This is a genomic window from Streptomyces sp. UW30, from assembly GCF_008042075.1.
Taxonomy (GTDB): Bacteria; Actinomycetota; Actinomycetes; order Streptomycetales; family Streptomycetaceae; genus Streptomyces.
This window is the reverse complement of sequence record NZ_RDBN01000037.1, coordinates 1,478,529-1,504,117: the sequence shown is the minus strand read 5'-3', so window position 1 is coordinate 1,504,117 and position 25,589 is coordinate 1,478,529. Positions and strand designations below refer to the sequence as shown.

17 protein-coding genes and 1 pseudogene are annotated in these 25,589 nt (G+C 73.1%); 11 read left to right on the top strand and 7 right to left on the bottom strand.

Features of this window, described 5'->3' with window-relative positions; all coding sequences use genetic code 11:
- Positions 1-49: 49 nt before the first annotated feature.
- Positions 50-967 (bottom strand): DMT family transporter, encoded by a 918-nt coding sequence (locus tag EAO75_RS25575; protein WP_147997362.1) that lies wholly within the window; start codon positions 965-967, stop codon positions 50-52.
- Between the two features lie 47 nt (positions 968-1,014).
- Between EAO75_RS25575 and EAO75_RS25570 the strand changes: the two genes are divergently transcribed.
- The 5 genes from EAO75_RS25570 to EAO75_RS25550 all read left to right on the top strand — a co-directional run bounded on the left by EAO75_RS25570 (position 1,015) and on the right by EAO75_RS25550 (position 10,100).
- A complete protein-coding gene (locus tag EAO75_RS25570; RefSeq protein WP_147997361.1) occupies positions 1,015-2,493 on the top strand; it encodes a PLP-dependent aminotransferase family protein in 1,479 nt (492 codons plus the stop codon).
- Positions 2,494-2,720: 227 nt separating this feature from the next.
- The gene (locus tag EAO75_RS25565) at positions 2,721-4,295 is read left to right on the top strand and encodes an alkaline phosphatase D family protein (RefSeq protein WP_147997360.1); all 1,575 of its coding nucleotides are present in this window, start codon (positions 2,721-2,723) and stop codon (positions 4,293-4,295) included.
- A gap of 153 nt (positions 4,296-4,448) precedes the next feature.
- Positions 4,449-5,858 (top strand): SWIM zinc finger domain-containing protein, encoded by a 1,410-nt coding sequence (locus EAO75_RS25560; RefSeq protein WP_147997359.1) that lies wholly within the window; start codon positions 4,449-4,451, stop codon positions 5,856-5,858.
- Entirely contained in the window at positions 5,855-8,515 is a 2,661-nt protein-coding gene (locus tag EAO75_RS25555) for a DUF6493 family protein (RefSeq protein ID WP_147997358.1), read from the top strand. Before EAO75_RS25560 ends, EAO75_RS25555 begins: the two co-directional genes overlap by 4 nt.
- A 130-nt stretch (positions 8,516-8,645) precedes the next feature.
- The gene (locus EAO75_RS25550; RefSeq protein WP_261989399.1) at positions 8,646-10,100 is read left to right on the top strand and encodes a GNAT family N-acetyltransferase; all 1,455 of its coding nucleotides are present in this window, start codon (positions 8,646-8,648) and stop codon (positions 10,098-10,100) included.
- 3 nt (positions 10,101-10,103) lie between these two features.
- On the opposite strand, the gene EAO75_RS25545 is transcribed toward EAO75_RS25550, so the two are convergent.
- The gene (locus EAO75_RS25545) at positions 10,104-11,342 is read right to left on the bottom strand and encodes a trans-sulfuration enzyme family protein (RefSeq protein ID WP_147997357.1); all 1,239 of its coding nucleotides are present in this window, start codon (positions 11,340-11,342) and stop codon (positions 10,104-10,106) included.
- A 93-nt stretch (positions 11,343-11,435) separates the two neighbouring features.
- Between EAO75_RS25545 and EAO75_RS25540 the strand changes: the two genes are divergently transcribed.
- Complete coding sequence (locus tag EAO75_RS25540; protein ID WP_147997356.1) at positions 11,436-11,942, top strand: Lrp/AsnC family transcriptional regulator; 507 nt, start codon at positions 11,436-11,438, stop codon at positions 11,940-11,942.
- Positions 11,943-12,006: 64 nt separating this feature from the next.
- Positions 12,007-13,695, top strand: coding sequence for a DUF885 domain-containing protein (locus EAO75_RS25535; RefSeq protein WP_147997355.1), 1,689 nt, complete (start codon positions 12,007-12,009; stop codon positions 13,693-13,695).
- A 39-nt stretch (positions 13,696-13,734) separates the two neighbouring features.
- Here the strand turns inward: EAO75_RS25535 and EAO75_RS25530 are convergent, their stop codons facing one another.
- The 3 genes from EAO75_RS25530 to EAO75_RS25520 all read right to left on the bottom strand — a co-directional run bounded on the left by EAO75_RS25530 (position 13,735) and on the right by EAO75_RS25520 (position 15,751).
- Positions 13,735-14,568, bottom strand: a complete 834-nt coding sequence (locus EAO75_RS25530) for an SDR family oxidoreductase (RefSeq protein WP_147997354.1) — start codon at positions 14,566-14,568, stop codon at positions 13,735-13,737.
- A 100-nt stretch (positions 14,569-14,668) separates the two neighbouring features.
- Positions 14,669-15,184 carry an immunity 21 family protein gene (locus EAO75_RS25525; protein WP_147997353.1) on the bottom strand — a complete coding sequence of 172 codons (516 nt, stop codon included), beginning with the start codon at positions 15,182-15,184 and terminating at the stop codon, positions 14,669-14,671.
- A 57-nt stretch (positions 15,185-15,241) separates the two neighbouring features.
- Positions 15,242-15,751: a rhodanese-like domain-containing protein gene (locus EAO75_RS25520; RefSeq protein ID WP_147998066.1), complete on the bottom strand. Its 510-nt coding sequence runs from the start codon at positions 15,749-15,751 to the stop codon at positions 15,242-15,244.
- 148 nt (positions 15,752-15,899) lie between these two features.
- Between EAO75_RS25520 and EAO75_RS25515 the strand changes: the two genes are divergently transcribed.
- Entirely contained in the window at positions 15,900-16,346 is a 447-nt protein-coding gene (locus EAO75_RS25515) for an Lrp/AsnC family transcriptional regulator (RefSeq protein ID WP_147997352.1), read from the top strand.
- A gap of 246 nt (positions 16,347-16,592) precedes the next feature.
- On the opposite strand, the gene EAO75_RS25510 is transcribed toward EAO75_RS25515, so the two are convergent.
- Both EAO75_RS25510 and EAO75_RS25505 read right to left on the bottom strand, forming a co-directional pair.
- The gene (locus tag EAO75_RS25510) at positions 16,593-19,619 is read right to left on the bottom strand and encodes an AAA family ATPase (RefSeq protein ID WP_147997351.1); all 3,027 of its coding nucleotides are present in this window, start codon (positions 19,617-19,619) and stop codon (positions 16,593-16,595) included.
- Positions 19,616-20,779: an exonuclease SbcCD subunit D gene (locus EAO75_RS25505; RefSeq protein ID WP_147997350.1), complete on the bottom strand. Its 1,164-nt coding sequence runs from the start codon at positions 20,777-20,779 to the stop codon at positions 19,616-19,618. The genes EAO75_RS25510 and EAO75_RS25505 overlap by 4 nt, the downstream gene beginning before the upstream one ends.
- Before the next feature lie 265 nt (positions 20,780-21,044).
- Between EAO75_RS25505 and EAO75_RS25500 the strand changes: the two genes are divergently transcribed.
- The 3 genes and pseudogenes from EAO75_RS25500 to EAO75_RS46050 all read left to right on the top strand — a co-directional run.
- Positions 21,045-21,443 carry a hypothetical protein gene (locus tag EAO75_RS25500; protein ID WP_147997349.1) on the top strand — a complete coding sequence of 133 codons (399 nt, stop codon included), beginning with the start codon at positions 21,045-21,047 and terminating at the stop codon, positions 21,441-21,443.
- Positions 21,444-21,587: 144 nt separating this feature from the next.
- The gene (locus tag EAO75_RS25495; RefSeq protein ID WP_147997348.1) at positions 21,588-23,924 is read left to right on the top strand and encodes a hypothetical protein; all 2,337 of its coding nucleotides are present in this window, start codon (positions 21,588-21,590) and stop codon (positions 23,922-23,924) included.
- Positions 23,925-23,976: 52 nt separating this feature from the next.
- A pseudogene (locus EAO75_RS46050) lies at positions 23,977-25,589 on the top strand (hypothetical protein); the annotation flags it as partial.

The window sequence follows — 25,589 nt, the reverse complement described above, 5'->3', positions numbered from 1 at the left end:
GCGTGCGATGCGAGGGGCGGGCTTCAGCCGGCTCCTTCCCTGCGGGCTTTCATACCTGTTTACGCGCCAACGCAGGCAACCCCTCGTATCGCGGGGGCGATGGGCGCGTACGGCATCCCAGGACGACTCCGGCGCCGACCAGCGCGCTGCCCACGGCCTGCGCTACGCCGTAGGAACCGGTTCCGACGAGCGGGGCGGTGCAGGCCGCGGCGACGGGGATGAGTCCGGAGAACAGCGTGGCCCGTTCGGCGCCGATCCGCTGCATGCCCATGTACCAGCACACGAAGCCGACGACGGTGACGATCGCCGCCTGCCACAGCAGGGCCGCGGTCTCGGTGGCGTCCGGTCGGCGCAGCCAGGCGGCGCCGTCGAGCATCACCCCGGCCGCCGCCGACTCGACGGCCGCGGCGCCGCACACGGTGGCGGACAGCAGACGCGGGCCGAGCGGCCGCAGGACGGGTACGGCGAGCACGGCGAACGCCACCTCGCCCACCAGCGCGCACACCGAGAAGGCGATGCCGGTGCCGTCCGTGCGCCCCCAACCCTGGACCGTGCAGGCGCCGGCCACGACGAGCAACGCGCCGCTCAGGACGACGCGTTGGGGCCTGCGCCCCTCCAGGACGGGCACGAGCACGGCCACGACGACGGGTGCGCACCCGACGAAAACGCCGGGAACGGCCGGTTCGGCGGTGCGTTCGGCGGCGATGACGGCGAGGTTGAAGCCGACCATGCCGAGGGCCGCGAGCAGGGCGAGGCGGGCCCACTGGCGGGCCGTGAGCGCGCGGAGCCGGGCCCCGGAACCCGGCCCGGCGAGCGGCAGGAGCAGCAGGCACGCCAGGGCGTAGCGGAGGAACTGGCCGCCCGCGTACGGGTAGTCGCCGAGCAGGCTGTTGGCGGTGAAGGACCCTCCGACGAGGACGCAGGCGAACGCGGCGAGCAGGGCGCCGCGCGTGGAGTTGGCGTTCATGGCAGCGACGCTAGGAAGTGCGGCGGTCCGGATTAAGGTCCACATTCATGACGTCATCGCAGACCAATCCGGACCCGCGCGCCGTCTCCCCCGCCTGGGAGCTGTTGGTGCCCGCCGCGTCGGCGCCCGCACGCGCGCGTGGACGTGCCCTCCAGGCGGCGCTGCGGGAGGCCGTGCGGTCGGGGCGGCTGGTGCCGGGGACGCGACTGCCGTCGAGCCGGGATCTGGCCGCCGACCTGGGGGTGTCGCGCGGGCTGATCACCGAGGCGTACGAGCAGTTGACGGCGGAGGGCTATCTGCGCAGCGGCCGGGGCGCCGGGACCTGGGTGGGCGATGCCGTACGGGCCGCCCGGCCACGCGCGCGTGACCTCGCGCCACGCTCCACCGGCGCGCGGGCCGACTTCGTCCCCGGGACGCCGGACGTGTCGCTGTTCCCGCGCGCCGCGTGGGCGGCGGCACAGCGCGGGGTGCTGGCCGAGCTGCCGCACCAGGAGCTCGGCTATCCCGACCCGCGCGGGCTGCCCCGGCTGCGCACGGCGCTCGCCGAACTGCTGGCGCGCCGCCGGGGCGTGGTCGCGGACCCGGAGCGGATCGTGATCGTCTCCGGGGTGTCGCAGGCGACGACGGTGCTCGGCTTCGTGCTGCACGCGCGCGGGATGCGCGAGGTCGGCGTCGAGAACCCGGGGAGTCCGCAGCATGACTCGCTGTACGCGGCCGCCGGGGTGACCACCGTGCCCGTGCCCATGGACGACGAGGGGCTCTCGATCGGCCCGCTGCGGGAGTCGGGCGTGCGTTGCGTCGTCACGACGCCGGCCCATCAGTTTCCCACCGGCATCGCCTACTCGGCCGATCGCCGTGCCGAACTGCTCGACTGGGCGCGGTCCGTCGACGGGTTCGTCCTGGAGGACGACTACGACGGAGACTTCCGGTACGACCGCGCTCCCGTGGGCGCGCTCCAGGGGCTCGATCCGGAGCGCGTCGCGTATGCCGGGTCGGTCAGCAAGTCGCTCGCGCCGGGACTGCGGCTCGGCTGGCTGCTCGTACCGGAGGCGCTGGCCGAGGACGTCGTCGAGCGCAAGCGGACCATGGACCTCGGTCATCCCACCCTGGATCAGGCGCTGTTCGCCCGGTTCGTGGAGCGCGGCGACTACGACCGTCAGCTGCGGCGCTGCCAGCGCGCGTACCGGGAGCGTCGCGACACCCTCGTCGCCGCGCTGGAGGAGCACTTCCCGGGCGCGCGGGTGACCGGGATCGCGGCAGGCCTGCACGTCATCGCCGCGCTGCCGGAGCCGTACGGGCCTCAGGAACGGTTCCTCGCGCGCGTGGGCGCGGCCGGTGTGGCGGTGCGGCCGCTTACGGACTATGCACACGCGCGTGCCGGGGACTCGCCTTACGCGCACCCGGGTGCCGACGACGTCGAGGAGCCGGGCGTGCGGCTTGTGCTCGGATACGCCCATCTGTCGCCCGCGCGGATCCAAGACGGCGTACGGCTGATGGCCCGTGCGGCGGCGACGGGTCGGCGATGACCGCGATCGCGCGCCTGCGCCCGGCCATGGGCAGGTGAACCGGGCAGCCGCCACCCCGCCCCGACCACGGGCGGGTGACCGCAGAGACACCTCGGCGTGACTCCCGCATGACGTGTCTGTTCCCTTGCGTATGCGGTCAGTTGTTCACTTGTGGTTTCCGTGTGCGCTGCGGCGCACCAGTAGTTGTGGCTCTGCACACTGGCCGGATCCCGCCACTGGAGGCCCCCATGTCACACCGTCCGTTCCCGGGTCGCCGCAGCGTCCTGCGCGGCTCGCTCGCCGCGTCGGCGGCCCTGACCCTGCCCACGGCACTCGGCTCGGCGCCGGCGTTCGCCCTTTCGGGGCGTCCCAAGGCGGGCTGGGGCGTGCAGGCGGGCGACGTGACCAGCGACTCGGGGCTGGTGTGGGTGCGCTCCGACCGGCCCGCCAGGATGATCGTCGAGACGTCCGCGACCGAGTCGTTCCGCAACCCCCGCAGATGGCGCGGCCCGCTGCTCGGCGCGGACACGGACTTCACCGGCACGACCCGGCTGCGCGGCCTGCCGTCCGGCGAGCAGATCCACTACCGTGTGCTGCTCGCCGACCCGGACGACCCGCGCCGCACGGGCGAGCCGGTCACCGGCACCTTCCGTACCGCCTCCGCACGGCGGCGTGACGGCATCCGGTTCGTCTGGTCCGGCGACCTGGCCGGGCAGGGCTGGGGCATCAACCCCGAATTCGGCGGCTACACCATCTACAACGCGATGGGCGCGCTGGACCCGGACTTCTTCCTGTGCAGCGGCGACAACATCTACGCCGACGGGCCGATCACGTCGTCCGTCGCGCTGCCCGACGGCAGCACCTGGCGGAACATCACCACCGAGGAGAAGTCCAAGGTCGCCGAGACCCTGGCGGAGTTCCGCGGCAACTTCCGCTACAACCTGCTCGACGACAACCTCAAGCGGTTCAACGCCCAGGTCCCCTCCATCATCCAGTGGGACGACCACGAGGTGACCAACAACTGGTACCCCGGCGAGATCCTCGGCGACACCCGCTACACCGAGAAGAGCGTCGACGTCCTGGCCGGGCGGGCCCGCCAGGCGTTCTCGGAGTACTTCCCCATCTCGACGCTGCGCCGCCCGGACGGCCGGGTGTACCGCACGGTCCACCACGGGCCGCTGCTGGACGTGTTCGTGCTGGACATGCGCACCTACCGCAACGCCAACTCCACGGACAACCAGACCACCGACGCCCAGGGCATCCTCGGCGCGGAGCAGCTCAAGTGGCTCAAGGGCGAGCTGTCCCGCTCCCGGGCGGTGTGGAAGGTGATCGCCTCGGACATGCCGCTGGGCCTGGTCGTACCGGACACTGGCGACGGCAAGCCGAACATCGAGGCCGTCGCCCAGGGCGACCCGGGCAACCCGCTCGGCCGTGAACTCCAGATCGCCGAGCTGCTGCGGTTCATCAAGCACCGGCGGATCACCGGCACGGTGTGGCTGACGGCCGACGTCCACCACACCTCCGCCCAGCACTACCAGCCGGCGCGGGCGGCCTTCTCCGACTTCGAGCCGTTCTGGGAGTTCGTGTCGGGTCCGCTCAACGCGGGTGCCTTCCCGGCCAGCACGCTCGACGACACCTTCGGTCCGGAGCGGGTGTTCGTGAAGGCGCCGACCACCGCGAACGTCTCCCCCGCCGGCGGCTACCAGTTCTTCGGCGAGGTCGACATCGACGGCCACAGCGGTGAGCTGACGGTGCGGCTGCGCGAGCAGGACGGCACGGTGCTGTTCACCCAGGTGCTCCAGCCGGGACGCGTCGGCCAGTAGATCCCGTACGCTCGTGACAGTGCCGCGTACCTGTGTCATCCCCTGGTGCGCGGCACTCGCACATCGCGGCGGGGGTCTGCGCCAACTCGCCACCCGCCGGGGTGTTTTCGCAGGTCAGGGCGGATTGTCAGTGGCCGCCTCTACGGTTTTTCCATGACGCGATCTTTGCAGGCCGTGGCTTATCGGCGACCCTCCGTGCTGGAGTCCGCAGCGGGCGGACAGCTGCTGGGGCTGGAGACTTCCCGGGGTGCGACACCCTCGGGGGTGAAGGACCATCCGCAGTTCTTCGCAGGCTTCCTGACGACTCCTCAGGTGGCCTCGGCCGCGCTGCTCGCGGTGGCCGACGTGGCGGCCGCCCGGTACTACCAGCGGCAGCGGCCGGCCTCGCTCGACCCGGTGGTGACGGGCAACGGCGACCGGCTGCGCTTCGAGTCCTTCTCCGGCTGCTGCGGGGTGTACGCCCGCCTGGACGTGCTGGAGCCGGGTCTGGACGGCGGCGAGGTGGGGCACGGCACGACGAACGTCGACGTCAACAACCCGCTGCGCGAGGCCCTGTCCAGGATCGGCTCGGACGATCCGCTGCATCTGCGGGTGGGCCCCGAGGAGCTGGCGGTGACCACGCTGGACGGGCCGGTCGTGGAGAAGAAGGTGCCGCTCCCGGACCGCTGGCTGCGGGGCTTCGCGGAGGCGCAGGTGATTGCGGCCGGCTTCGACCTGCGGGCCGAGCTGCCGGCCGCGGAGGCGGTGCGGTTCCTGCGGGCGCTGCCGCGTGGTGGGGCGCGCGGCGTCTCGGGCGGCCCGCGGTGGGTGGTGCCGTCGGGGAGCGGACTGCGGCCGACCACGCGCGCGGTGCCCGGCGCGGTGTGCCTGCCGGGTCCGGAGCGGCTGGTCGCGCTCCAGCGGGTGCTGCGGCATGCCACGGCCCTGCGCGTGTACGGCCCGGCGGTCACCGGCGGTGCGCCCGCCACGGCGAGTGCCTGGGAGGTGGTCCTGCCCGGCATGCGGCTGACCCTGACACTGTCGCCCGACGCCTCGCGCGGCTTCTCCGGTGAGGGCGGCGTCCTCGACGCGCTCGCCACCGACGAGGCCGCCGAGGACGCGGAGCTGATCGCGGTGCTCCTGGCGTGGGAACCCCGCGTCGACGTCGCCGACCTGGCCGCGGCCTCGGGCCTCACGCCCGAGCGCGTCCGGGCGGCCCTCGTCCGCCTCGGCACGTCGGGGCGGGTCGGATACGACACGGCGGAGGCGGCCTACTTCCACCGGGAGCTGCCCTACGACGCCGAGCGGGTGGAGCGCCACAACCCTCGCCTGCGTTCGGCGCGGGCGCTGGTGGCGGCGGGCGCGGTCGCGCTGGACGGCGCCTTGGGGACGGTGACGGCCGAGGACGGGCATGTGCACCGGGTGCGCGACGAGGCGGGGGTGCTCAGCTGCAGCTGTCCGTGGTGGGCGAAGTACCGGGGCGGGCGCGGGCCGTGCAAGCACGCGCTGGCGGTACGCATGGTGCGGCGGGGCGTCCCCGCGGCTGAGCGGGACCTGGCACGAGTCGAGGGGGATGCGCGATGACTTCACTGATGGATGCGGTGCGGGCGGGACGGACGGCCGAGGTGGTGAGCCTCCTGGACGGCATGACGGACGCCGAACGGCGGGCGCTCTTCCCCGAGTTGAGGCAGCTGCGCAAGGAGCTGAGGGCGGACCAGTGGACCTCCGAGGCCCGCCGCGCCTATCCCGCCCTGCATGCGGCGGGGACCGCCTGCCAGACCGGTGCGGCCGGTGTGGCGAGTTGGCTCGCCGCCGCCGACATGCGCTGGTGGCCGGCGTCGCCGGGTGTGCTGATCGACGTCCTGGGCGACCGGGCCCCCGCCTGGCTCGGCGATGTGGCACACCGGATCGCCGAGCGTCCGCCTTCCGCGCGGGTGCCGTACGAGCTGACGGCGGGCCTGGTCCGGCTCTCCGGCTGCCCGGTGCCGACGACGGAGGCCTATGTCCACGGCTGGGTGGAGCACATCGGCCATGTCTGGCAGCGCGGCGACACCGTCCTGGCCCGGCTGCGCAGGGACCCGCACCTGGCTCGGCTGGTGGCGGCGCTCTTCGAGACGGACGACATCGGCAGCCGTCTGGCCTGGACCGCCGTCGAGGGTCCGAACAGCTGGCACGAGGCGATCGCCCAGCTGACCGTCGACGGCGTCCTGGACCGGAAGGCTACGGTCGACGCGTGCCTGGCCCGGCTGCTGCGAGGCGGTCCGGCCGCCGACCACCGGGTGTTCCTGCGGATGCTCCAGGCGTTCGACCTCACCCGTCAGGAGCAGCGCGAGCACATCGCGGACTGGCTCGCGCTGGCCGCCGACGCCGCGTCCGTCGTGGCCGCGCACGCGCAGTCGGTGCTGGCGTCGCTGGCCCTGGACGGTGAGGTGGCCGCGCGTCAGCTGGTCGAGATGTCGGGCGCGGTCCTGTTCCGCACCGAGAAGAAGCTCGTGCGCGCCCAGCTGGTCCTGCTCGGCAAGGTCATCGCCCGCGACCCGTCCACCGCCGGGGAGTTGCTGCCCACCGTCGCCCAGGCCTTCGGGCACGAGGACGCGGAGGTGCAGGAGCGGGCGCTCAAGCTGGTGGAGCGGCATGTGGGCAAGCCGGGCGCGGCCGAGGTGCGGGAGGAACTCGCCGTGGCCGCGGCCCAGTTGATTCCGACGCTTCGCAAGCGGGCGGCCGAGAGCCTGGGCGCCTCCCCCGTGCCGTCGCAGCCGGTGGCCTACGAGGAGGTCCTGCCGCCCGCACCGGAGCCGGTGCGTGTGGCGCCCGCGCCCGAGTCGGCGGCGGAACTCGCCGAGGAGGTCGGCGCGTTGCTCGTGGCCGGCGGTGACGTCGCGGCGTTCGAGCGGGCCCTGGACGGACTCGTGCGTCATGCGTACGGCGACCGGGACGCGCTGCTGGAGGCGCTGGAACCCGTCGTCGCAGGGCGCTGGTGGGCGCAGCCCGAGCCACCGTACGGGTCGAGCGCGGACGACTACTTCACCGGGTACCACGGCCTGAACAGCCCGGCGCACGGACTTGAGCTCCTGTTGGCGACGCTCCTGGGCAAGGTGCGCACCGCCACGCTCCACCACGCCCTCCAGCACGGCACCGTCAGCGGCGAGTGCGCTCACAGCCCGCTCACCCGGGCCTTCGAGGTCCGCCTCTGCGAGGTGGCGTACCGGATCCGTACCGAGCCCCTGCCGTTCCTGCTGTCCACGCCCACCTGGGGCACGGGGCTGCTGGAGCCGGACGAACTGGTGGCACGTCTGGCCGAGTACGGGCGCCTCGGGGCGCGGGTGTCGGCGGCCGACTTCGCGCAGGCGCTGCTGCGGGTGCGGCGCGAGGAGCGTGGGCCGGCCGAGGCGGCCGCGGCGCGTGCGGCGACGCTCGGCACGACGGAGGGCAGGCGTCTGGAGCAGTGGCTGCTCAGCGGCGGTTGGGCCGCGCCGGTGTCCCGACGCCGGACTTCGGGGAACCGCATATTCGTCGAATCCGGGGAGATCGCCGAGCTACAGGGTGACTTCCCGCCCGGCTTGCGCCCGTTGGGACAGTCCGTGAGCGTGTTCCGGGACCGCTGGCACTGCTACCACTGGAGCGACGGCATGGAGCCGCACTGGCTCGCCCTGCTGCCCGAACAGCGCGAGCTGGTGGCGGTCAGAATGCTGCGCGATCTCTATGCGGTCGCCGTCGAAGACTCGCGTGGCGGCGCGGCGATACTTCCGCTGCTGGCCGAGGCGGGCGGCGAGGCGGGCGAGGCCGTGCACCTGTGCGTGGCGTACGGGCTCGGCGCACGGCATCCGGAGGACCGGCTCGCCGCGGTGGACGCCCTGTTGGTGCTGGCGGCCCAGGGGCAGCTCGACACGGACCGACTCGGCGCGGATCTGGGGCAGTTGGTGCAGTGCGGTGCCGTGAAGCCGTCGCGGCTGGTGGAGTCGGTGCGGACGGCGGCGGCCACGGGGGCGAACGCCACGGTGTGGGGAGTGCTCCGGCGCACCCTGCCGATCCTGCTGGCGGACCTGGCGGGCGACGGGGCGGTCGCTCCGGCGCGGGGGCTGGCGGATCTCCTGGCCGTCGCTGCCGAGTGCGCGGAGCGAACGGGGGCACGCGAGGAGCTGCCGCACCTGGCGCTGACGGCGGAGCGCCGTGGCTCGTCGCGACTCGTGGCGCAGGCCCGGCGGCTGCACAGCGCGCTGGCGGAGGGTGTGGCCGCCTGACGGGCGTGTGCTCGTCCTGGTCGTCCCATCCCACACAGTTGAAAAAGCCACAATAACGACATAGCGGCTCTTTACCGCCCGGTCACAATACGTTCGTGATCACGCAACACCGTTCCTTCACAGTGGGTGCATGACTCGAGACATATCTGATGTGAGGCGTGCGAAGCACGGGCGTCCCGTGCACCACTGGCGGCGCAACGCCGTCGAACTCGCCGCGGTCCTGACGGCGGTGGCGGTGGCCGAAGCCGCGGCGAACCTCAACGGGTTCGGGCCTGACGGACCGGCGCTGCTCCTGGCCGCGGCGGCCCTGCTGGTCACCCTGGCCGGCTTCCGCGTATGGAGGACACGCCGCCAGGGTCACGCACCGCCGACCAGTGATACCGATGCCCGGCCGCGCTCCGAGGAGCCGGCCGGGCGGTCGGACCAGCCGCGCGACACGGCGGCGACGGTGTCCGGGGAAGGTGCGCTGTGGCGGATGCGGACGACGGTGAAGGACGAACCGGGTTCGCTGGCCGCGTTGTGCGCGGCGCTCGCGGAACTGCGGGTCGACATTCTGAGCCTGCAGACGCATCCGCTGGCCGACGGCACGGTGGACGAGTTCCTGCTGCGCGCGCCCGGCGGGCTCGCGGCGGCCGAGATCAGCAGCGCGGTCTCGGTGGCCGGCGGCTCCGGCACCTGGATCGAGCGGGCCGACGCCCATGACCTGGTGGACGCGCCGACCCGGGTCCTGGGCCTGGCCACCCGTACCGCCCTGGACGCGGCGGAACTGCCGCTGGCGCTGCGGCAGTTGCTGGGCCGGTGCACGATCCGGTCACTGCCCGCGGTGCCCGCCGTGGGCGGTCGGGGACCCGAGCCGGTGCCGGTGGAAGGGGTTCTGGAGGACACCGTGATGCGGCTGCGGGCACCGGAAGGTGGAGTGATCACCGTGGTGCGGCCGTATCTGCCGTTCACGCCGACCGAGTTCGCGCGGGCGCGGGCCCTGGTGGAGCTGGACGCCCGGCTCGGTCCGCGCGTGCCGCGCAGCCAGGACGTGCTGACGCTGCCCCAGGGCAACGACATCACCGTGCGCCGGGCGGACAACGGTGACCGAGAGGCCGCGAAGGAGATGCACGAGCGGTGCTCGCCGCGGACGCTGGGCATGCGCTACCACGGTCCGGTCGGTGACGCGGACCGCTATCTGAAGCACCTGTTGAGCCCTCGATTCGGGCGGACGCTGGCCGTGCAGACGGCCTCGGGTCGCATCGTCGGCCTCGGCCATCTGCTGTGGGACGGGGACGAGACCGAGGTCGCGCTGCTCGTCGAGGACGCGTGGCAGCGGCGCGGCATCGGCGGCGAGTTGCTGCGCCGGCTGGTGGCGATGGCGGTCGAGGCGGGCTGCGAGAGCGTGTACGCCGTGACGCAGTCCTCCAACACCGGGATGGTCGCCGCGATGCGCGCCCTGGGGCTCCCCCTCGACTATCAGATCGAGGAGGGGACCCTGGTGATCACGGCCCGGCTCGGTGCTCCTCTGGAGGCCGAGAGCGTCGTGGGGATTACGGGACGGGTGTCGAGCGCGAGTGAGACGGGGAGGGCCGAGGCGCCGTAGGGGTTATCGGCCGGCCACCGCGGGTGCGTGGTGGCCGGTCGCGCCCTGCGGCGGAGCCGCATATCGATCCAGACCCGCGTCCCTGGAGGGGCGCTGCCGCGCCTCCAGCGCCTGATCCAGGTCGCCCCACAGGTCGTCCACGTCCTCCAGCCCCACCGACATCCGCAGCAACTGGTCGCTGACGCCGGCTCCTCGCCGGTCGTCCGCGTCCACGATGCGGTGGCTGATGGACGCCGGGTGCTGGATGAGCGTGTCGACGCTGCCGAGGCTGACGGCGGGGGTGATCAGGCGGACGCCGGCGATGACCTCGTGCGGGTCGCCGTGCACCTCGAAGGCGATCATGGCGCCGCCGATGCGCGGATAGTGGACGCGGGCCACACGCGGGTCGGCGGCGAGGCGGCGGGCCAGTTCGGCGGCGCTCGCCGAGGCCGCCCGCACCCGGACGGGGAGGGTCGAAAGGCCCCGCAGCAGCAGATAGCCGGCCAGGGGATGCAGGACGCCGCCCGTGGCGAACCGTATCTGCCGCAGCCGTCCCGCGAACTCCTCGTCGCAGGCCACCACGCCCGCCATCACGTCCCCGTGCCCGCCGAGATACTTGGTGGCGCTGTGCAGCACCAGCCTGGCGCCCTGTTCGACGGGGCGCTGGAGCACGGGTGTGGCGAAGGTGTTGTCCGCGAGCAGGGGAACCGAGCCGCATGCGTGGGCCAGCGCCCGCAGATCCACCTCGGCGAGCGTGGGATTCGCCGGGGACTCGACCATGACCAGGCCGGTGTCCGGGCGCAGCGCCTCCGCGACGCCGGCCGGGTCGGTCCAGGTCACCTCCGATCCCAGCAGCCCGGCGGTGAGCAGATGGTCGCTGCACCCGTACAGCGGGCGTACGGCGACAACGTGGCGCAGGCCCATCGAGGCCCGTACCAGCAGGACCGCGCTCAGTGCCGCCATCCCGCTGGCGAAGGCGACCGCGGCCTGCGTGCCCTCCAGGCGGGCCAGGGCGGTCTCGAAGCGGGCGACCGTCGGATTGCCCAGGCGGCCGTAGACGGGCGGGCCGTCCGGCTCGGCGCCGGTGGTGGCGAAGGCGTCGATGCGGGCGGCCTCGCCGCGGCTGTCGTAGGAGGGGTAGGTGGTCGACAGGTCGATCGGCGGGGCGTGCAGGCCCTGCCGGGCGAGGTCGTCACGGCCGGCGTGCACGGCCTCGGTGGCGAGTGCTCTCGGTGCGGTGCGTGCGTCGTCGTACCCGGTCATGCGGTTCGGCGCCTCCCTGCTCGCTGGATCCATGGCCGGAAGAGTGAACAGTGACCGGGAACAGGTGGGCGAATCCCGTGTTACGTTCGGCCAATGGCCGAATCTGTCGTACTGGATCCGGTCGATCTGCATCTGCTGCGGCTGTTGCAGAACGACGCCCGGACCACCTATCGCGACCTCGCCACGCAGGTCGGGGTCGCGCCGTCGACGTGTCTTGACCGGGTGACGCGGCTGCGCCGCTCGGGCGTGATTCTCGGCCACCAGCTCAGGCTGGACCCGGCAAAGCTGGGCCGAGGTCTTCAGGCGCTGCTGTCGGTGCAGGTCAGGCCGCATAGGCGGGAGCTGGTGGGGCCCTTCGTGGAGCGGATCCGGGCGCTGCCGGAGTCGCTGACCGTCTTCCATCTCACCGGTCCGGACGACTATCTGGTCCATGTCGCGGTCTCGGACATGGCCGATCTTCAGCGGCTGGTGCTGGACGAGTTCACGTCCCAGCGGGAAGTCGCGCGCGTGGAGACACGGCTGATTTTCCAGGAGTGGCACTGCGGGCCGCTGCTGCCACCCGACACGCCGGGAAACACGCCCTCAGCGAAATCGGGCTGACTTGGGACAAGGGCCGGTGAAACCGGGCTGACGCGGCAGCGGTCGCCGTATGAGGATGGACCGCATGTCTGAGACCAACAGCCCGCTTCCCCGTGAGGTCGCCGACGCGTATGTCGACGAACTCATCGCCCTCGACCCGGTCACCGGTACGTATCTCGGCGTGAAGGAGAGCTCGAGCAAGCTCCCCGATCTCTCTCCCGCGGGCCAGGAGGCGCTCGCGCAGCTCCAGCGGGCCACGCTCGCCCGGCTCGACGAGGCCGAAGCCCGGCCCGGCGCGGACAGTGACATCGAGCGCCGGTGCGGGCGCCTGCTGCGCGAGCGCCTGACCGCGGAACTGGCCGTGCACGACACCGAGGAAGGTCTGCGCTCGGTCGGCAACATGGCCACGCCCGCACACTCGGTTCGGGAGATCTTCACCGTCACGCCGACCGAGACCGACGAGGACTGGGCGGCGATCGCCGAGCGGCTGCGCGCGGTGCCTGCCGCGTATGCGGGCTACCGCGAGTCGCTCGCGCTCGGCCTGGAGCGCAAGCTGTACGCGGCGCCGCGCCCGACCGCCACCTTCGTCGAGCAGCTCACCGAGTGGTCCGACACCGGCGAGGGACGCGGCTGGTTCGAGGACTTCGTCTCGGCGGGTCCCGAGGCGCTGCGCGCCGAGCTGGACGAGGCAGCCCGCGCGGGGACGGCCGCCGTGGTGGAGCTGCGGGACTGGATGCGCGACGTGTACGCGCCGGCCATCGAGGGCGCGTCGAACACGGTGGGCCGCGAGCGCTACGCCCGCTGGGCGCGCTACTTCAACGGCATCGACCTGGACCTCGACGAGGCGTACGCGTACGGCTGGTCCGAGTACCACCGGCTGCTCGGCGAGATGAAGAAGGAGGCCGAGAAGATCCTCCCGGGCGCCGCGACCCCGTGGGTGGCGCTGGCGCACCTCGACGAGCACGGCAAGCACATCGAGGGCGTCGACGAGGTCCGCGACTGGCTGCAGAGCCTGATGGACGAGGCCATCGAGAAGCTGGACGGCACCCACTTCGAACTGGCCGAGCCGGTACGGAAGGTGGAGTCCCGCATCGCCCCGCCCGGCGGCGCGGCGGCCCCGTACTACACGGCCCCGTCGGAGGACTTCTCCCGTCCGGGCCGCACCTGGCTGCCGACGATGGGCCAGACCCGTTTCCCGGTCTACGACCTGGTCTCGACCTGGTACCACGAGGGCGTGCCGGGCCATCACCTCCAGCTCGCCCAGTGGACGTACGTCGCCGGGAACCTCTCCCGCTACCAGGCCACCATCGGCGGGGTCAGCGCCAACGCCGAGGGCTGGGCGCTGTACGCGGAGCGGCTCATGGACGAGCTCGGCTTCCTCACCGACCCGGAGCACCGGCTCGGCTACCTCGACGCGCAGATGATGCGGGCCGCCCGGGTCATCGTCGACATCGGCATGCACCTGGAGCTGGAGATCCCGGCCGACTCCCCGTTCCACCCGGGCGAGCGCTGGACTCCTGAGCTGGCGCAGGAGTTCTTCGGGTCGCACAGCAGCCGTCCGGCGGACTTCGTGGAGAGCGAGCTGACCCGGTATCTGACGATTCCGGGCCAGGCCATCGGCTACAAGCTCGGCGAGCGGGCGTGGCTGCAGGGCCGGGAGAAGGCACGCGAGCGGCACGGCGACGCCTTCGACCTGAAGGCGTGGCACATGGCGGCCCTGTCGCAGGGTTCGCTGGGCCTGGACGACCTGGTGGACGAGCTGTCGGCCCTCTGATCAACGCCTCGGATCCGGCCCGCTGATCAGCACCTCTGATCAGCGCCGGAATCCGCCCTCGGAGTCGATGACCTGACCGGTGATCCAGCCCGCCTCGTCCGTCGCCAGCCAGGCGATGAGGCGGGCCGGGTCGTCGGGCATGCCCCACCGGCCGGCGGGGAAGCGGGCCGCCACGGCCTCGTACTCCTCGCCGGTCAGGTAGTCCGTGTCGACGGGCCCGGGGTTGACGGTGTTCACGGTGATGCCCTGTTCGACGAGCGTGGTGGACAGGGAGCGGGTGATCGAGGCGAGGGCGCCCTTCTGGAGGGCGTAGGCGATCTCGCCGGGCATGCCGCCGGCGATGTCCTGCCCCGAGGTCATCATCACCACGCGCCCGCCGGGACCGGCCGGCCTGAGCCGGGCGTGGGCCTGGACGAGCAGCACCACCGAGCGGGTGTCCACCGCCCAGTGCGTGTCGAGCATCCCGGCGTCGATCTCGTCGAGGGTGCCGTCGAAGCCGCTGACCGCGTGGTTGGCGATCAGGATGTCGAGCCGCCCGCCGAGGGCCGAGGCGGCCGTGGCGATCAGTTCGGCGGGCGCGGCCGGGTCGGAGAGGTCGCCCGGACCGTCGAGGACCTGGGCGGCGGGATCGCCGAGCGCCTCCCGCACGGAGGCCGCGACCTCCTCGGGTCGGTCGGCTCCCCAGGGCATGGCGGCGTCGTGCGGCACATGGTGGTGCAGATAGACGCTCGCGCCGTACGCGGCGAGCCGCCGGGCCACGGCATGTCCGATGCCGGCGCGTCTGCCGGCCCCCGTGACGAGGGCGGTCCGGCCACGCAGGGGCAGCGGGTCGCGGAGCAGGTCTTCCGGGGCGGGGTGCGGGAATCGCGGCATGGCAGATCATGATGATGAACGGCCGCGTCCGGCGCACCCGGTTATTCAGGGTGGTCGTGCGTGACGGCTGTTCGCACGGCGCCGTGCGGCGCCCCGCGGGTCAGTTCGGCAGCCGGCGCAGCTGGACGAGTCCCAGCCAGGTCTCGGGGCCGGGCTGCACCTGGGCGGCGCGGACCGCGTACGCCCCGGGCTCCAGGGCCACCCGCAGATGCTCGGTGCGCTCCGTGTCCCGTCCCGGCCAGGCCGAGTCGAACAGCACCACCGTCCCCGGCACCTTCCAGCGCACCTCGCGTCCCCAGTCCGCGGTGGCGAGCGCGTCCGGGACCCGGGCGAGCAGTTCCGCCTCGGAGTCGGCCGCGCACCACCGTACGAAGGTGGCGTGGTCGGGCAGATAGGAGGTCGACGCGGGCTCGTCACCGAAGACCAGCGCCGCGCTGTCTCCCACGGGCAGCAGTCCGACGAACCCGTCGACCTCGCAGGCCCGGTCGTAGTCCGAGGCCGTCTCGTCGCCGTCGGCGCCCGCCCAGAACGGCAGTACCGTCTCCGGTACGGCTATCAGGGGGCCGCCGCCCGACTCGATCCACTCCACCGTGCCCGGATCCGCGTATCTCACCATGGCAGCAGAACCTACACGCACAGCCGGCCCACAAGCTCACCGTGTCCAACAGGGGCCTCAGCAGCCACAGTTGTCCGCGTCGACCGGGGCCGTGAGCGGGTCGGGGGTACGGCGTTCGGGCCCCTGCCAGGTGTCGTACTCGAAGCCCTCTCGCGCCCAGTACTCGAAGCCGCCGAGCATCTCCTTGACCCGGTAGCCGAGTTCGGCGAGGGCGAGGGCGGCGCGGGTCGCCCCGTTGCAGCCGGGGCCCCAGCAGTACGTCACCACGGGCACGGACCTGTCGAGGAGCTGCTCGGCCTGCTCGGGGATGAGGGCGGTGGGCAGGTGGATCGCGCCCGGGATGTGGCCCTGGTCCCACGACTCGGTGGAACGGGAGTCCACGACGACGAATCCGGGGTCGCCGTCGGCCGAGAGTGCGGCGGCGACGTCGGACACGTCGGCGTGGAAGGCGAGGCTCGCACGGAAGTGGGCGGCGGCCTCGGCGGGCGTGGCGGGCGCGACGCGCAGGACAGGATTGGCGCTGGTGGCGGTAGCAGGGATGGGAGTGGCGGTCGCAGGAACGGTCATGGAGGCGGCGGTCGCAGGGACTGTCATGGAGGCGATGGCGGCAGGGTTCGTCATGCCCATCAACCTATGACCCATGATCCACTTCCTGAAGGGCCAATCCCCGGCCCTCCTCTTGATCTGCCGGTGATTCCCCTGCTATTCCTCGTCCATGACCACGTATTCCCCGGACGCCACCGACTGGCGCATCCTCGATGTCCTCCAGCGCGATGGCCGCGCCAGCTTCGCCGAGCTGGCCCGTGCCGTGTCCATGTCCGCGAGCGCGGTCACGGAGCGGGTGCGGCGGCTGGAGGAGGCGGGCGTCATCCAGGGGTACGCCGCCGTGGTGGACCCGGAGCGGCTCGGCCTGTCGATCCTGGCCTTCGTACGCCTTCGCTACCCGAACGGCAACTACAAGCCCTTCCATGACCTGGTCGCCGCCACTCCCGAGATCCTGGAGGCCCACCACGTCACGGGCGACGACTGCTTCGTCATCAAGGTCACGGCCCGCTCGATGCGGCACCTGGAGGAGGTGTCGGGAAGGATCGGCACGCTGGGCTCGGTCACGACGAGCGTCGTCTACTCGTCACCCTTGCCTCGGCGTCCCCTCGGCCAGTGAGGTCACCGACGCCTCGACAGGTCGTCGCACGGCCGAGAACCGCTCACGCGCCGGTCATGCATGCCGTGCCGTTGCCTGCCAGCGAGCCAGGGCGGCTTCCGTGGCCCGGGCGGCAGGGTGCCTCGGGCCCAACACGCGCAGTCGATCGGCCAGCACCTCGGACTCGGCCTCGGCCGCAGCGGCCGGATCTCCTGCCTGCGCACGCCACCGTGCCAGGTCGTGGCTGGTTGCCGGCAGCCGCGGGACTCAAGCACCCCGCTGCCGCAGCACCGACCCCGATCTCCCCTTCACCACCTCCAGCTGCGCATGGATCCGCCGCCGCAGATCGGGGACATGGCTGACGATCCCCACGCTGCGGTCCCGTTCCCGCAGTGAGTCGAGGACGTCGAGGACCTCGTCGAGGGTCTGGTCGTCGAGGCTGCCGAAGCCCTCGTCGATGAAGAGGGTGTCGAGGCGGACACCGCCGGCCTCGTCGGTGACGACGTCCGCGAGGCCGAGGGCGAGGGCGAGGGAGGCGAAGAAGGTCTCGCCGCCGGACAGAGTCGCCGTGTCGCGTTCGCGGCCGGTCCAGGCGTCGACGACGTGCAGCCCGAGGCCGCTGCGGCCACGGCCGGTGCGGTCGTCGGAGTGGACCAGGGTGTAGCGGCCGGAGGACATGCGCCGCAGCCGTACGGTCGCGGCGGCGGCGACCTGTTCCAGACGGGCCGCCAGCACGTACGACTCCAGGCGCATCTTGCGTTCGTTGTCCGCCGAGGTGCCCGAGGTGAGCCCGGCGAGGCGGGCCACGCGGTCGTACTCCGTGCGCAGCGGGGCGAGTTGGCGTACGGCGGTGGCCGCGCGCGCGGACAGCCGGTCGAGTTCGGTGCAGCGGCGGGCGGCCGCGTCGCGCGTGGAGGCGGCGTCACGGGTCCGCCGGGCGGCGGCGGAGGCGGCGTGCTCGGCGCTCATGAGGTCGGCGGGCGGCTGCTGGGCGGCGGCAGCCGTGTCGGCCTCGGCGAGGACGGCGCGGACGGCGGCCTCCTCGGACTGCCAGGCGTCCAGCCGTCGTTGCAGGTCGCGGTGGGCGCCGTCGTCGAGGAGCGCGGCGGCCGCGGCCTGCGGGGTGTCGAAGCCCGCGCGGAAGGCGGCGTCGGCGAGGCGGGCGTCGGCGGTCTTGAGCCGCTGGGCGGTGTCCTCCGCGGCACGTGCGGTGTCGGCGGCCTCGGTGAGCAGCGCGGCCTGCCGCTCCAGCTGCCCCGCCCGCGCGGCCACACTCTCGGCGGCGCCGCGCGCCTCGGCCAACTCCGCTTCCAGGGTGGCCTTCTCCCGGTCCAGTCGCTCGCGATGGCCGATCCGCGCGGCGGCCCGGACCTCCGCCTGCTGGTGGGCCGCGGTGCGTTGGTCGTGTTCCGCCTCGGCGCGGCGCAGCTCCTCGTGGGCGGAGTGCAGCCCGGAGGCGTCCCGGCGGGCCTGGGTGTAGAGCCGCTCCAACTCGTCGGCCGCCTCGGCGAGTCGACTTGTCGGCATGTCACCGGCCTCGGCGGTGGCCGCGGCCAGGGCTTCCCGTACGACGCCCAGGCGGCGTTCGGCCTCTGCGTGCCGCTCCTCCGCCTGCTGGTAGGCGGCCTGTGCGCGCTCCTCCGCCGCCCTGTCGACGTGGCCGACGTCCTTGCGGGCGGGTGCGGGGTGGTCGACGGCTCCGCAGACCGCGCAGGGTTCGCCGTCCCGGAGCTGCGCGGCGAGCTCGGCGGCGATGCCGTTCAGGCGCTGTTCCTTGATGTCCAGCCAGTGTGCCCTGGCCTTGAGCGCCTGGTCCTGGGCCTCGGTCGCCTGTCGGGCCGCCGTGTCCGTGTCGGCGGCCAGCTGGTCGCGCATCCGAGCGGCGGCGAGCCGCTGCCGCGCGGGCTCGCGCCGCTCGGCCAGCTGGTCGGCGCGGTTCGCGGCGTCCTGCGCGGACTCGATGCGCGTCTGGAGCGCGACGCGGGTCTCCTCCCACTCGCCGAGCCAGGCCTCCGCCTCCAGCCGGACATCGTCGTCGGCGCGCTCCTGACGGTCCAACTGCGCACGCTCATCGACGAGTTCGGCCAGCCGCCGCTCGCCGCGACGGGCCGATTCGAGCCCGCCCAGCTCCTCGGCGACCCGGCGGGCGGCGGTGGCGAGCCCCACCGCACCGGCATCGGCGAAAGCGCCCTGCGCCTGGGAATCACCGGCGTCTGCGAACGCACCCCGCAGCAGCTCACGCGCGTGTACCTGTGCCGTGGCCGCCTGCCGGTGCTCGGCGTCGGCCGCCTCCCGCAGCTCCAGAGCGGGTGCCACCACCTCGGCCTTGCGGCCGCGCTCCATGCGCGCCTGTGCCTGACGGTGGGCGTCGGCCCGCTCCTCCAGCAGCCGGGCCCGCTCCCGCGCCTCGGCGAACCGCCCCTGCAGGCGGGCCACTTCGCGTACGTCGGCCAGCGCACGCTCGGCGGCTGCCTGCGCGGACTCGGCGGCCAGGAGGCCGCAGTGGGCGATGGTGAGCTGCTCTCGGGCGGTGCTGCGGGCGACGGCCGCGGCGCCCAGGATGGCCTCGGCGAGGCCCGGCTCGCCCGGTGCGAGTTCGGGCAACCGCATCGCGTCGCCCGCCGCCTGCTGCATGCGGTGCGCATCGGCCAGCAGCGCGGCGTCGCCCTCCCGCACCTGGGCCTCGGCGCCACGGCGGCGCTCGGCGAGACGCTTCTCGACCTCGGCGAAGCGGTGGGTGTCGAAGAGGCGCCCCAGCAGCTTGCCGCGGGCTTCCGCGTCGGCGCGCAGGAAGCGCGCGAAGTCGCCCTGCGGCAGCAGCACGACCTGGCAGAACTGCTCGCGGCTCATGCCGAGCAGCTGGGTGATCTCCTCGCCGATCTCCTGGTGCGAGCGGCTGAGGTCCTTCCAGGAGCCGGGCTGCACGTCGTACTCGCGCAGCCAGCTCTGCGCCTTGTCGAGCGTGGTGCCCGAGCCGCGCTTCTTGGGGCGCTCCCAGGGCGGCTGGCGTGTGACCTCCAACCGGCGTCCCGCGACGGTCAGTTCGAGGCGGACCTCGGTGCGGGTGCCGGCCTCGGCGTGGTCGCTGCGCAGGGTCATGCCCTGGCCGCTCTGCCGGGCGCCGGGCACGGAGCCGTAGAGCGCGTAGCAGACGGCGTCCAGGACGGAGGTCTTGCCGGCGCCGGTCGGTCCGTGCAGCAGGAAGAGGCCGGACAGGGACAGTGTGTCGAAGTCGACGGTCTGGGAGCCGCCGAACGGTCCGAACGCCGTCATGTCGAGGCGGTGCAGCCTCACCGCGCCACCTCCCGCACGGTCTCGTCCGCCCGTACGGCATCGAATGCGTCCCGCAGCACGCCCTGCTCGTGCTCGTCGGGACCGGCCCCGCGCACATGCGCCACGAAGTCCTCCGCGATCTCCTGATCGCTGCGGCCCGCGAGCCGCTGCGCATACGACACGTCGGGATCCTCCGGCGCCCGCTCGGGGGCGAAGGCGAGGCTGAGCGTGTGCGGGAAGCGTTCGGCGAGGCGGGCCATGGGGTCCGCCGGGCGCACCGCGTCCGTGAGCGTCGCCTCGATCCACGCCTCCTCGTGCCGGGTGAGCCCGGGATCGGCGAGCAGCTCCTCCAGCGTGCCCCGGATCCGGGCCAGCGCGCGGGGCACCGGGCAGTCGACGCGCTCGGCGGTGACCGCGCCCTCGGCGTCCAGGTCGACGAGCCACATGCTCTTGCGGTGGTCGGCCTCCGAGAACGAGTACGGCAGCGGAGAACCCGAGTAGCGGACGCGCTCGGTGATGGTCTGGCAGCCGTGCAGATGGCCGAGCGCCGCGTAGTCGACGCCGTCGAAGACCCCGGCGGGCACCGCGGCCACCCCGCCGATCGTGATGTCCCGCTCGCTGTCGCTGGCCTGGCCGCCGGTGACGAAGGCGTGCGCCAGGACGACCGACCGGGTGCCACGCGCGCGCGTGGCGAGGTCGGCGCGCACGCGGTCCATGGCGGCGGCGAGCACGGCCTCGTGCCCGGGCTTCTCGACGCCGAACTCGTCCTTCACCAGGGCGGGTTCGAGATAGGGCAGACCGTAGAAGGCGACGTCTGCGAAGTCGTCCTGGAGTACGACCGGCGTGCCGCACGCCGACGGCTCGGTCCGCAGATGGATACCCGCGCGGCCGATCAGCCCCGCTCCCACGCCGAGCCGACGTGCCGAGTCATGGTTCCCGGAGATCATCACCGTCGGCACACCGAGGTCGGCGAGCCGGTGCAGGGCGTCGTCGAACAGCTCGACCGCGGCGAGCGGCGGCACCGCCCGGTCGTACACGTCTCCCGACACGACCACGGCGTCGACGCCGCGCTCGCGCACGGTCGCGACGAGGTGCCCGATGAACCCGGCCTGGGCACCGAGCATGTTGACCCGGTGGAACGCCCTGCCGAGATGCCAGTCGGAAGTGTGCAGCAGTCTCATGATCCCCGAGACTAACGGCCGGGTCTGACAGCACGGGCGGTTACTCCCGTTATCGTCCCGCACCCGACTGCACCTGTGCCGTCGGGCCGACTGCCCCACGACACCCGGGGGAACCGATCAGGAAGCGGAACGGAACCGAGCGATCCTGGCCGCATCCCGATCAGGAAGCGACACATTCCAGCCATAGTGAGAAGAAGCACTCCGGGTCCGGCAGACGCCGCCCTACAGTTTCTCCCCTGTTCAGGCAGGACTTCGGGGGAACGGCATGGATCCAGTGACGGCCGTCGCAGCGGCAGGTGTGGCGCTCGTGGTCAAGGGAGCGTTGGAGAGTGCGGGGCAGGAGGCCGGCCGCTCGGGCTGGGCCGGAGGTGCCCGCCTGGTGGAGCGGATCCGCGCACGGTTCCGTGGCAACGCGGCAGCGGAGCAGGCCCTGGAGCAGGTGACCGGCTCCCCCGACGACGAGAACGCTCAACAGGACCTTCAGCGGCAGCTCGCCGGGCACATGATGCTCGACTCGGATTTCGAGGCGGAGATCCGCAAGCTGGTCGACGAGGCCGTCGCCGCGCAGGGCCGGTCCGGTCCGCAGATCAGTGCGGGGCTGATCAAGAACGCCCAGGTGTTCAACGGCAAGGTCGAAGTTCAGGGGAACTGGACGACGTCGTAGCACCACCGACGTCGTGAGCCGTATCGGCCGGGACCGTCCGGTCCGGCGTCGACACGTCCGCCTTCCCCGCGTCCCGATCCGCACGCGCGCGCACGTTCCGTGCACCGACAACACTGCTGATCCGAAGGCCGAAAAGACCAGAACATGAGCGAGGACAGCTCCCCCGAGAGTGCCCGGCCCGGAGCCGGTACGGGGGACCGCAGAGACGATCCGCCACGAGGCAAGAACAAGGAAGACACCAAGCGGGCCGCCGTCGACGAGGACGCGGCGGAGCCGAAGAAGGACGTCGAGACCCCCGGCACCGAGTCACCGCGGACGGATGCCGAGGTGCACGACGGGCCGGTCAGCGAGAAGGACGCGCTGCTTTCGCTGGCCGAGGGGTACGGGCGTGACGACGCCGAGCGGTCCGAAGCCCTGCGTGCCGGGGCCATCGCCGACGAGATCGCCCGCCGGCTGAGCGCCGACGCCTCCGGTACCCGCATCGGTACGCTCGCTCTCTTCAACGCGGACGTGAGCTTCGGCGGGGGCTTCCACGCCGGCGGCGCCCGTGCCGGCGGGCCGCGGCCGGGCGGTGTGTCCGTGCTGGCCATGGACGCGGCCGACATCGCCGACCACACCGAACTGTTCGTCGCGCCCGAGGCCTACGGCGAGGCGCTGGATGCCCTGTGCGAGCGGCGGGTGCTCGTGCTCACCGGTGCGCCCGGAAGCGGCCGGGAAGCCGCAGCGGTGAACCTGCTCGGGGAGGCCCTGGCCATGGACGGCGGCGGGGCGGGCTGCCACCGGCTACTGACCCCCGCCGCCGTGCTGGAGGTGGGCTGGGACCCGCCGGTGAAGCACTCGGGGTACCTGGCAGCGCTCGACGACGGGTCCGCCGCCGTCGAGAAGTTCGCCTCTGCCTTCCTCAGCGGGCACTCCCACGGGACGGCACAGTGGGCCGCGGTGGTCGCCACGCTGCGCGCCACCGGCTGTTTCCTGGTCCTGACCGGTGGACACGACCTGGAGGTCCTCGCGAGCGGCCCGGGAGGCGACCAGGTGGCCCGGCACGCGCTCACTCCCGTGGACCCGCTGGCCGTCGTCGAACGCCGGGTCCTCGGTCACAGCGGCGGCGCGGACGCCTGCGCCGACCTCCGCTCGCTGCTCGAGCGCACCGGCGCCACAACCGCCCTGCGCGAGCAGCCCTCGGCCCGCAACGCGGCTCGGCTGGCCTCCGTGATCCGCGCCGACGCCGATGTGGCCGCTGCCGTGGCCCAGCTGCGGGACCCCAGTGAGCAGGTGCGCGCCTGGTTCAACCAGTACGGCGCCCCGGACGCCGTGGCGTTCGCGCTGGCCGCTGCCGTGCTGGAGGAGTGCGGCTACCTCACCGTCGCGGACGCCGCGATGAAGCTGCGGGCGGCCCTCAGCGAGCCCGAACCCGCCCCACCCGACGTGCGGTTCGGGGACCGGCTCGGACACGAGCAGCAGTGGATCCGGCTGGACCTGCCCGCGGCGGGCGGCTTCGGGGCCCCGCGGGTCCGGTTCCGCAACGCGCTGCTGGGCCAGGTCATCCTCGCCTACGCCTGGAATCTGCTCGACGGCCGCCGTGACGCCGTCCTCGACTGGCTTCGTCAGCTGCTGAGCCATCGTGACCTGGACGTGCGTGCCCGGGCCGCGGTCGCGGCGGGCGTGCTGGCGCTCGCCGATCCGCACCATGCGGTGCACCGGTTCCTGACGACGTGGGCCGGCAGTACGTCCTGGCCGCTCCGGCAGGCCGCCGCCACCGCGCTCAGTGTGGCGGGAAGCCGCCCGGAGACGGCGGAGGCGGTGTGGGAAGTGCTGCACCGGTGGGCGCGCGGCGACGCCTCCGCCTACCAGCGCCGTCTGGCGGGGACGGCGGCCAACGCGGTCGGCGGGCTGCTCGGCCGTACGGCGCCCGGGCGGGCCGTGGCCGTGTTGCGCAGTGCGCTGGACCGGGAGGACGACTGGGGCACGCTGCCGTCCGTGGCATGGGGCGGCGTCCACCTCATCCACCAGGGGCAGAGCTCCGCGGTGCTAGACGCCTACCTGGAGTGGTCCGAGCCGCAGGACCTGTCCCCCATGGTCGTCAAGTCGCTGTCGGCGTTCGTGTTCGCCGTCTCCCAGCCGTACGAGGCACCGGTCCTCGACGTCGGCGGCAGCGGACACGCCCGGGTGCCGGGCGTGCCTGTTCTCCTGACCGAGCTGCCTCGCCACCGTGAGCGGCTGGCGGAGCTGTGGGCGCGTGCCCTGGCCCGGCGCCCGGTGCAGGACGCCGCCTTGGACGCGCTGCACAAGTGGATCGACGACTTCGCGGTCAAGTCCCCCGGTTCCCTGGACGCCGTCGAGGCACTGCTGCTGTCCGTGGCCCGCCGGCCCGGTCGGCACCGCGAGCGGCTGACGTGGTGGCTGGACAAGTGGGCCCGCGACCGCGAGAGGCCTTCGGCGGGAGCCGCCCGCCTGCTGCGCACGCTCGACCGCTCCAGGTGAGCGGCCTCGTACCACCGGCATTCGCAACAGCACTGGAAAGAGAGGGGGAGACATGGAGGAGCAGACCTACGACCCGGTCCTGAGCATCGACGACGTCCCCAAGTGGCGGCTGGTGAACCCGTTGCGGCCACCGGCTCCCGGCCGGGCCCTGGTTCTCGTCCGGGACAGCGGTCCCTCGCTGACGGTCCGCAGCGGCGAGGAAATACCCTCGTCACGGTTCGGGGCCTACCTCAGTGTGTTCACGGTCGACATGGCGGAGCACCGGCTGATCCTGGACATCCCGCTGCTCAGCCGCGATCCCACGTTCTCCTTCCGCAGCCGGGTGGACCTCGTGTGCCGGGTCGCCGACCCCGCCGAGGTGGTCGCCCGCGGGATCCGTGACATGAGCGGCGCGCTCTACGGCTTTCTGCGCAAGACGATGCGCTCGGTCGCCCGGGACTACGACATCGCCGAGTTCCACGAGGCCGAGATGGCGCTGAACGCCGCGCTGGCCGGGTTCAGCGGCGACGACGCGATCCGGCTGCGCAACCTGCAGATCGAACTCCTCGTCGACGAGGACGAGATCGCCGCCAGCGGGCGGGAGTTCCGGGACGTCGTGCGCGAGACACGGCTGGAGGGCATGCGCCGCAAGCGGCACCTGGACATGATCCGCGAGGAGGGCGTCGACGGTCTGATCGCCGGGATCATGGAGAAGGAGGGCCCGCGCGCCGCCCTGGCCTGGATCGAGAAGGGCGAGGCGGAGAAGCGGGAGGTCCGGCGCGAGGTGATGCGCATGATCCTGGAACGCGGCGACGCCGACCGGGAGCCCTTCGAACAGGCGGAGCTGGAGCGGGCCGTCCTGGACGAAGTGCTCAGGGACGGTGACGGCCTGTTCGAGACAGCCACCCGACGCGGGCGCCTGCGCGGCACCCTCGCGCGGGCCCTGGAACCCGGCGGCGACGGCGACGACCGGGACCTGCGGGACCGGGAACCCGAACCGCTCAAGGGCGAGGTCCTCCGGGAGCGGTACGACGACGGTTCGGACTTCGACACGGACCGCACGCGGCCGCGGGACGAAGGGGGTACGCCCCGTTCGCGGCTGTCCGGTTCCGGCGGCCGGCGCTCCGGCTCCGCGCCCGCCGGACCACCTGCCGGGCCGCCCGCAGACGAACCGTTGCCGGGAGCCTTCGGCGGACGGGCGGACGCCCGGTCGACGGAACGCCGCGCGGACGCCCGGTCGACGGAACGCCGCGCGGACGCCCCGGCCGGCCGCGCCGAGGACAGCGGCAGAACACGGCCCTGGCGGGAGCCGACGGCCGACAGGGAGAGGGAAGGCGCCGGGAGGACGGGTGACGACCACCGCTCCGACCGCGCCACCGGCGACCGTCGCGGCGACGGCGGCACGGACCGGGACAGCGGCGGACGCACTGACCGTCGCAGCGACGACACCGCGCCGAGGGTGAGCCGCGTCCGCGGCCCGGGCACGCACGTCCAGGTCACGATGGCTCAGCAGCTGACGAAGCCAGTCGAGGACGGCGTCACGGCGGCCGTCGAGCAGATTCCAGGCGTAGGCGAGGATGACCTGGCCCAGCAGCGCGTTGCGGAACCGGACCCGCGGGGCCCCGAAGCCGCCCGCCGCGGGCAGGTCCAGCCGGATCCACTGCTGCTCGTGTCCGAGCCGGTCCC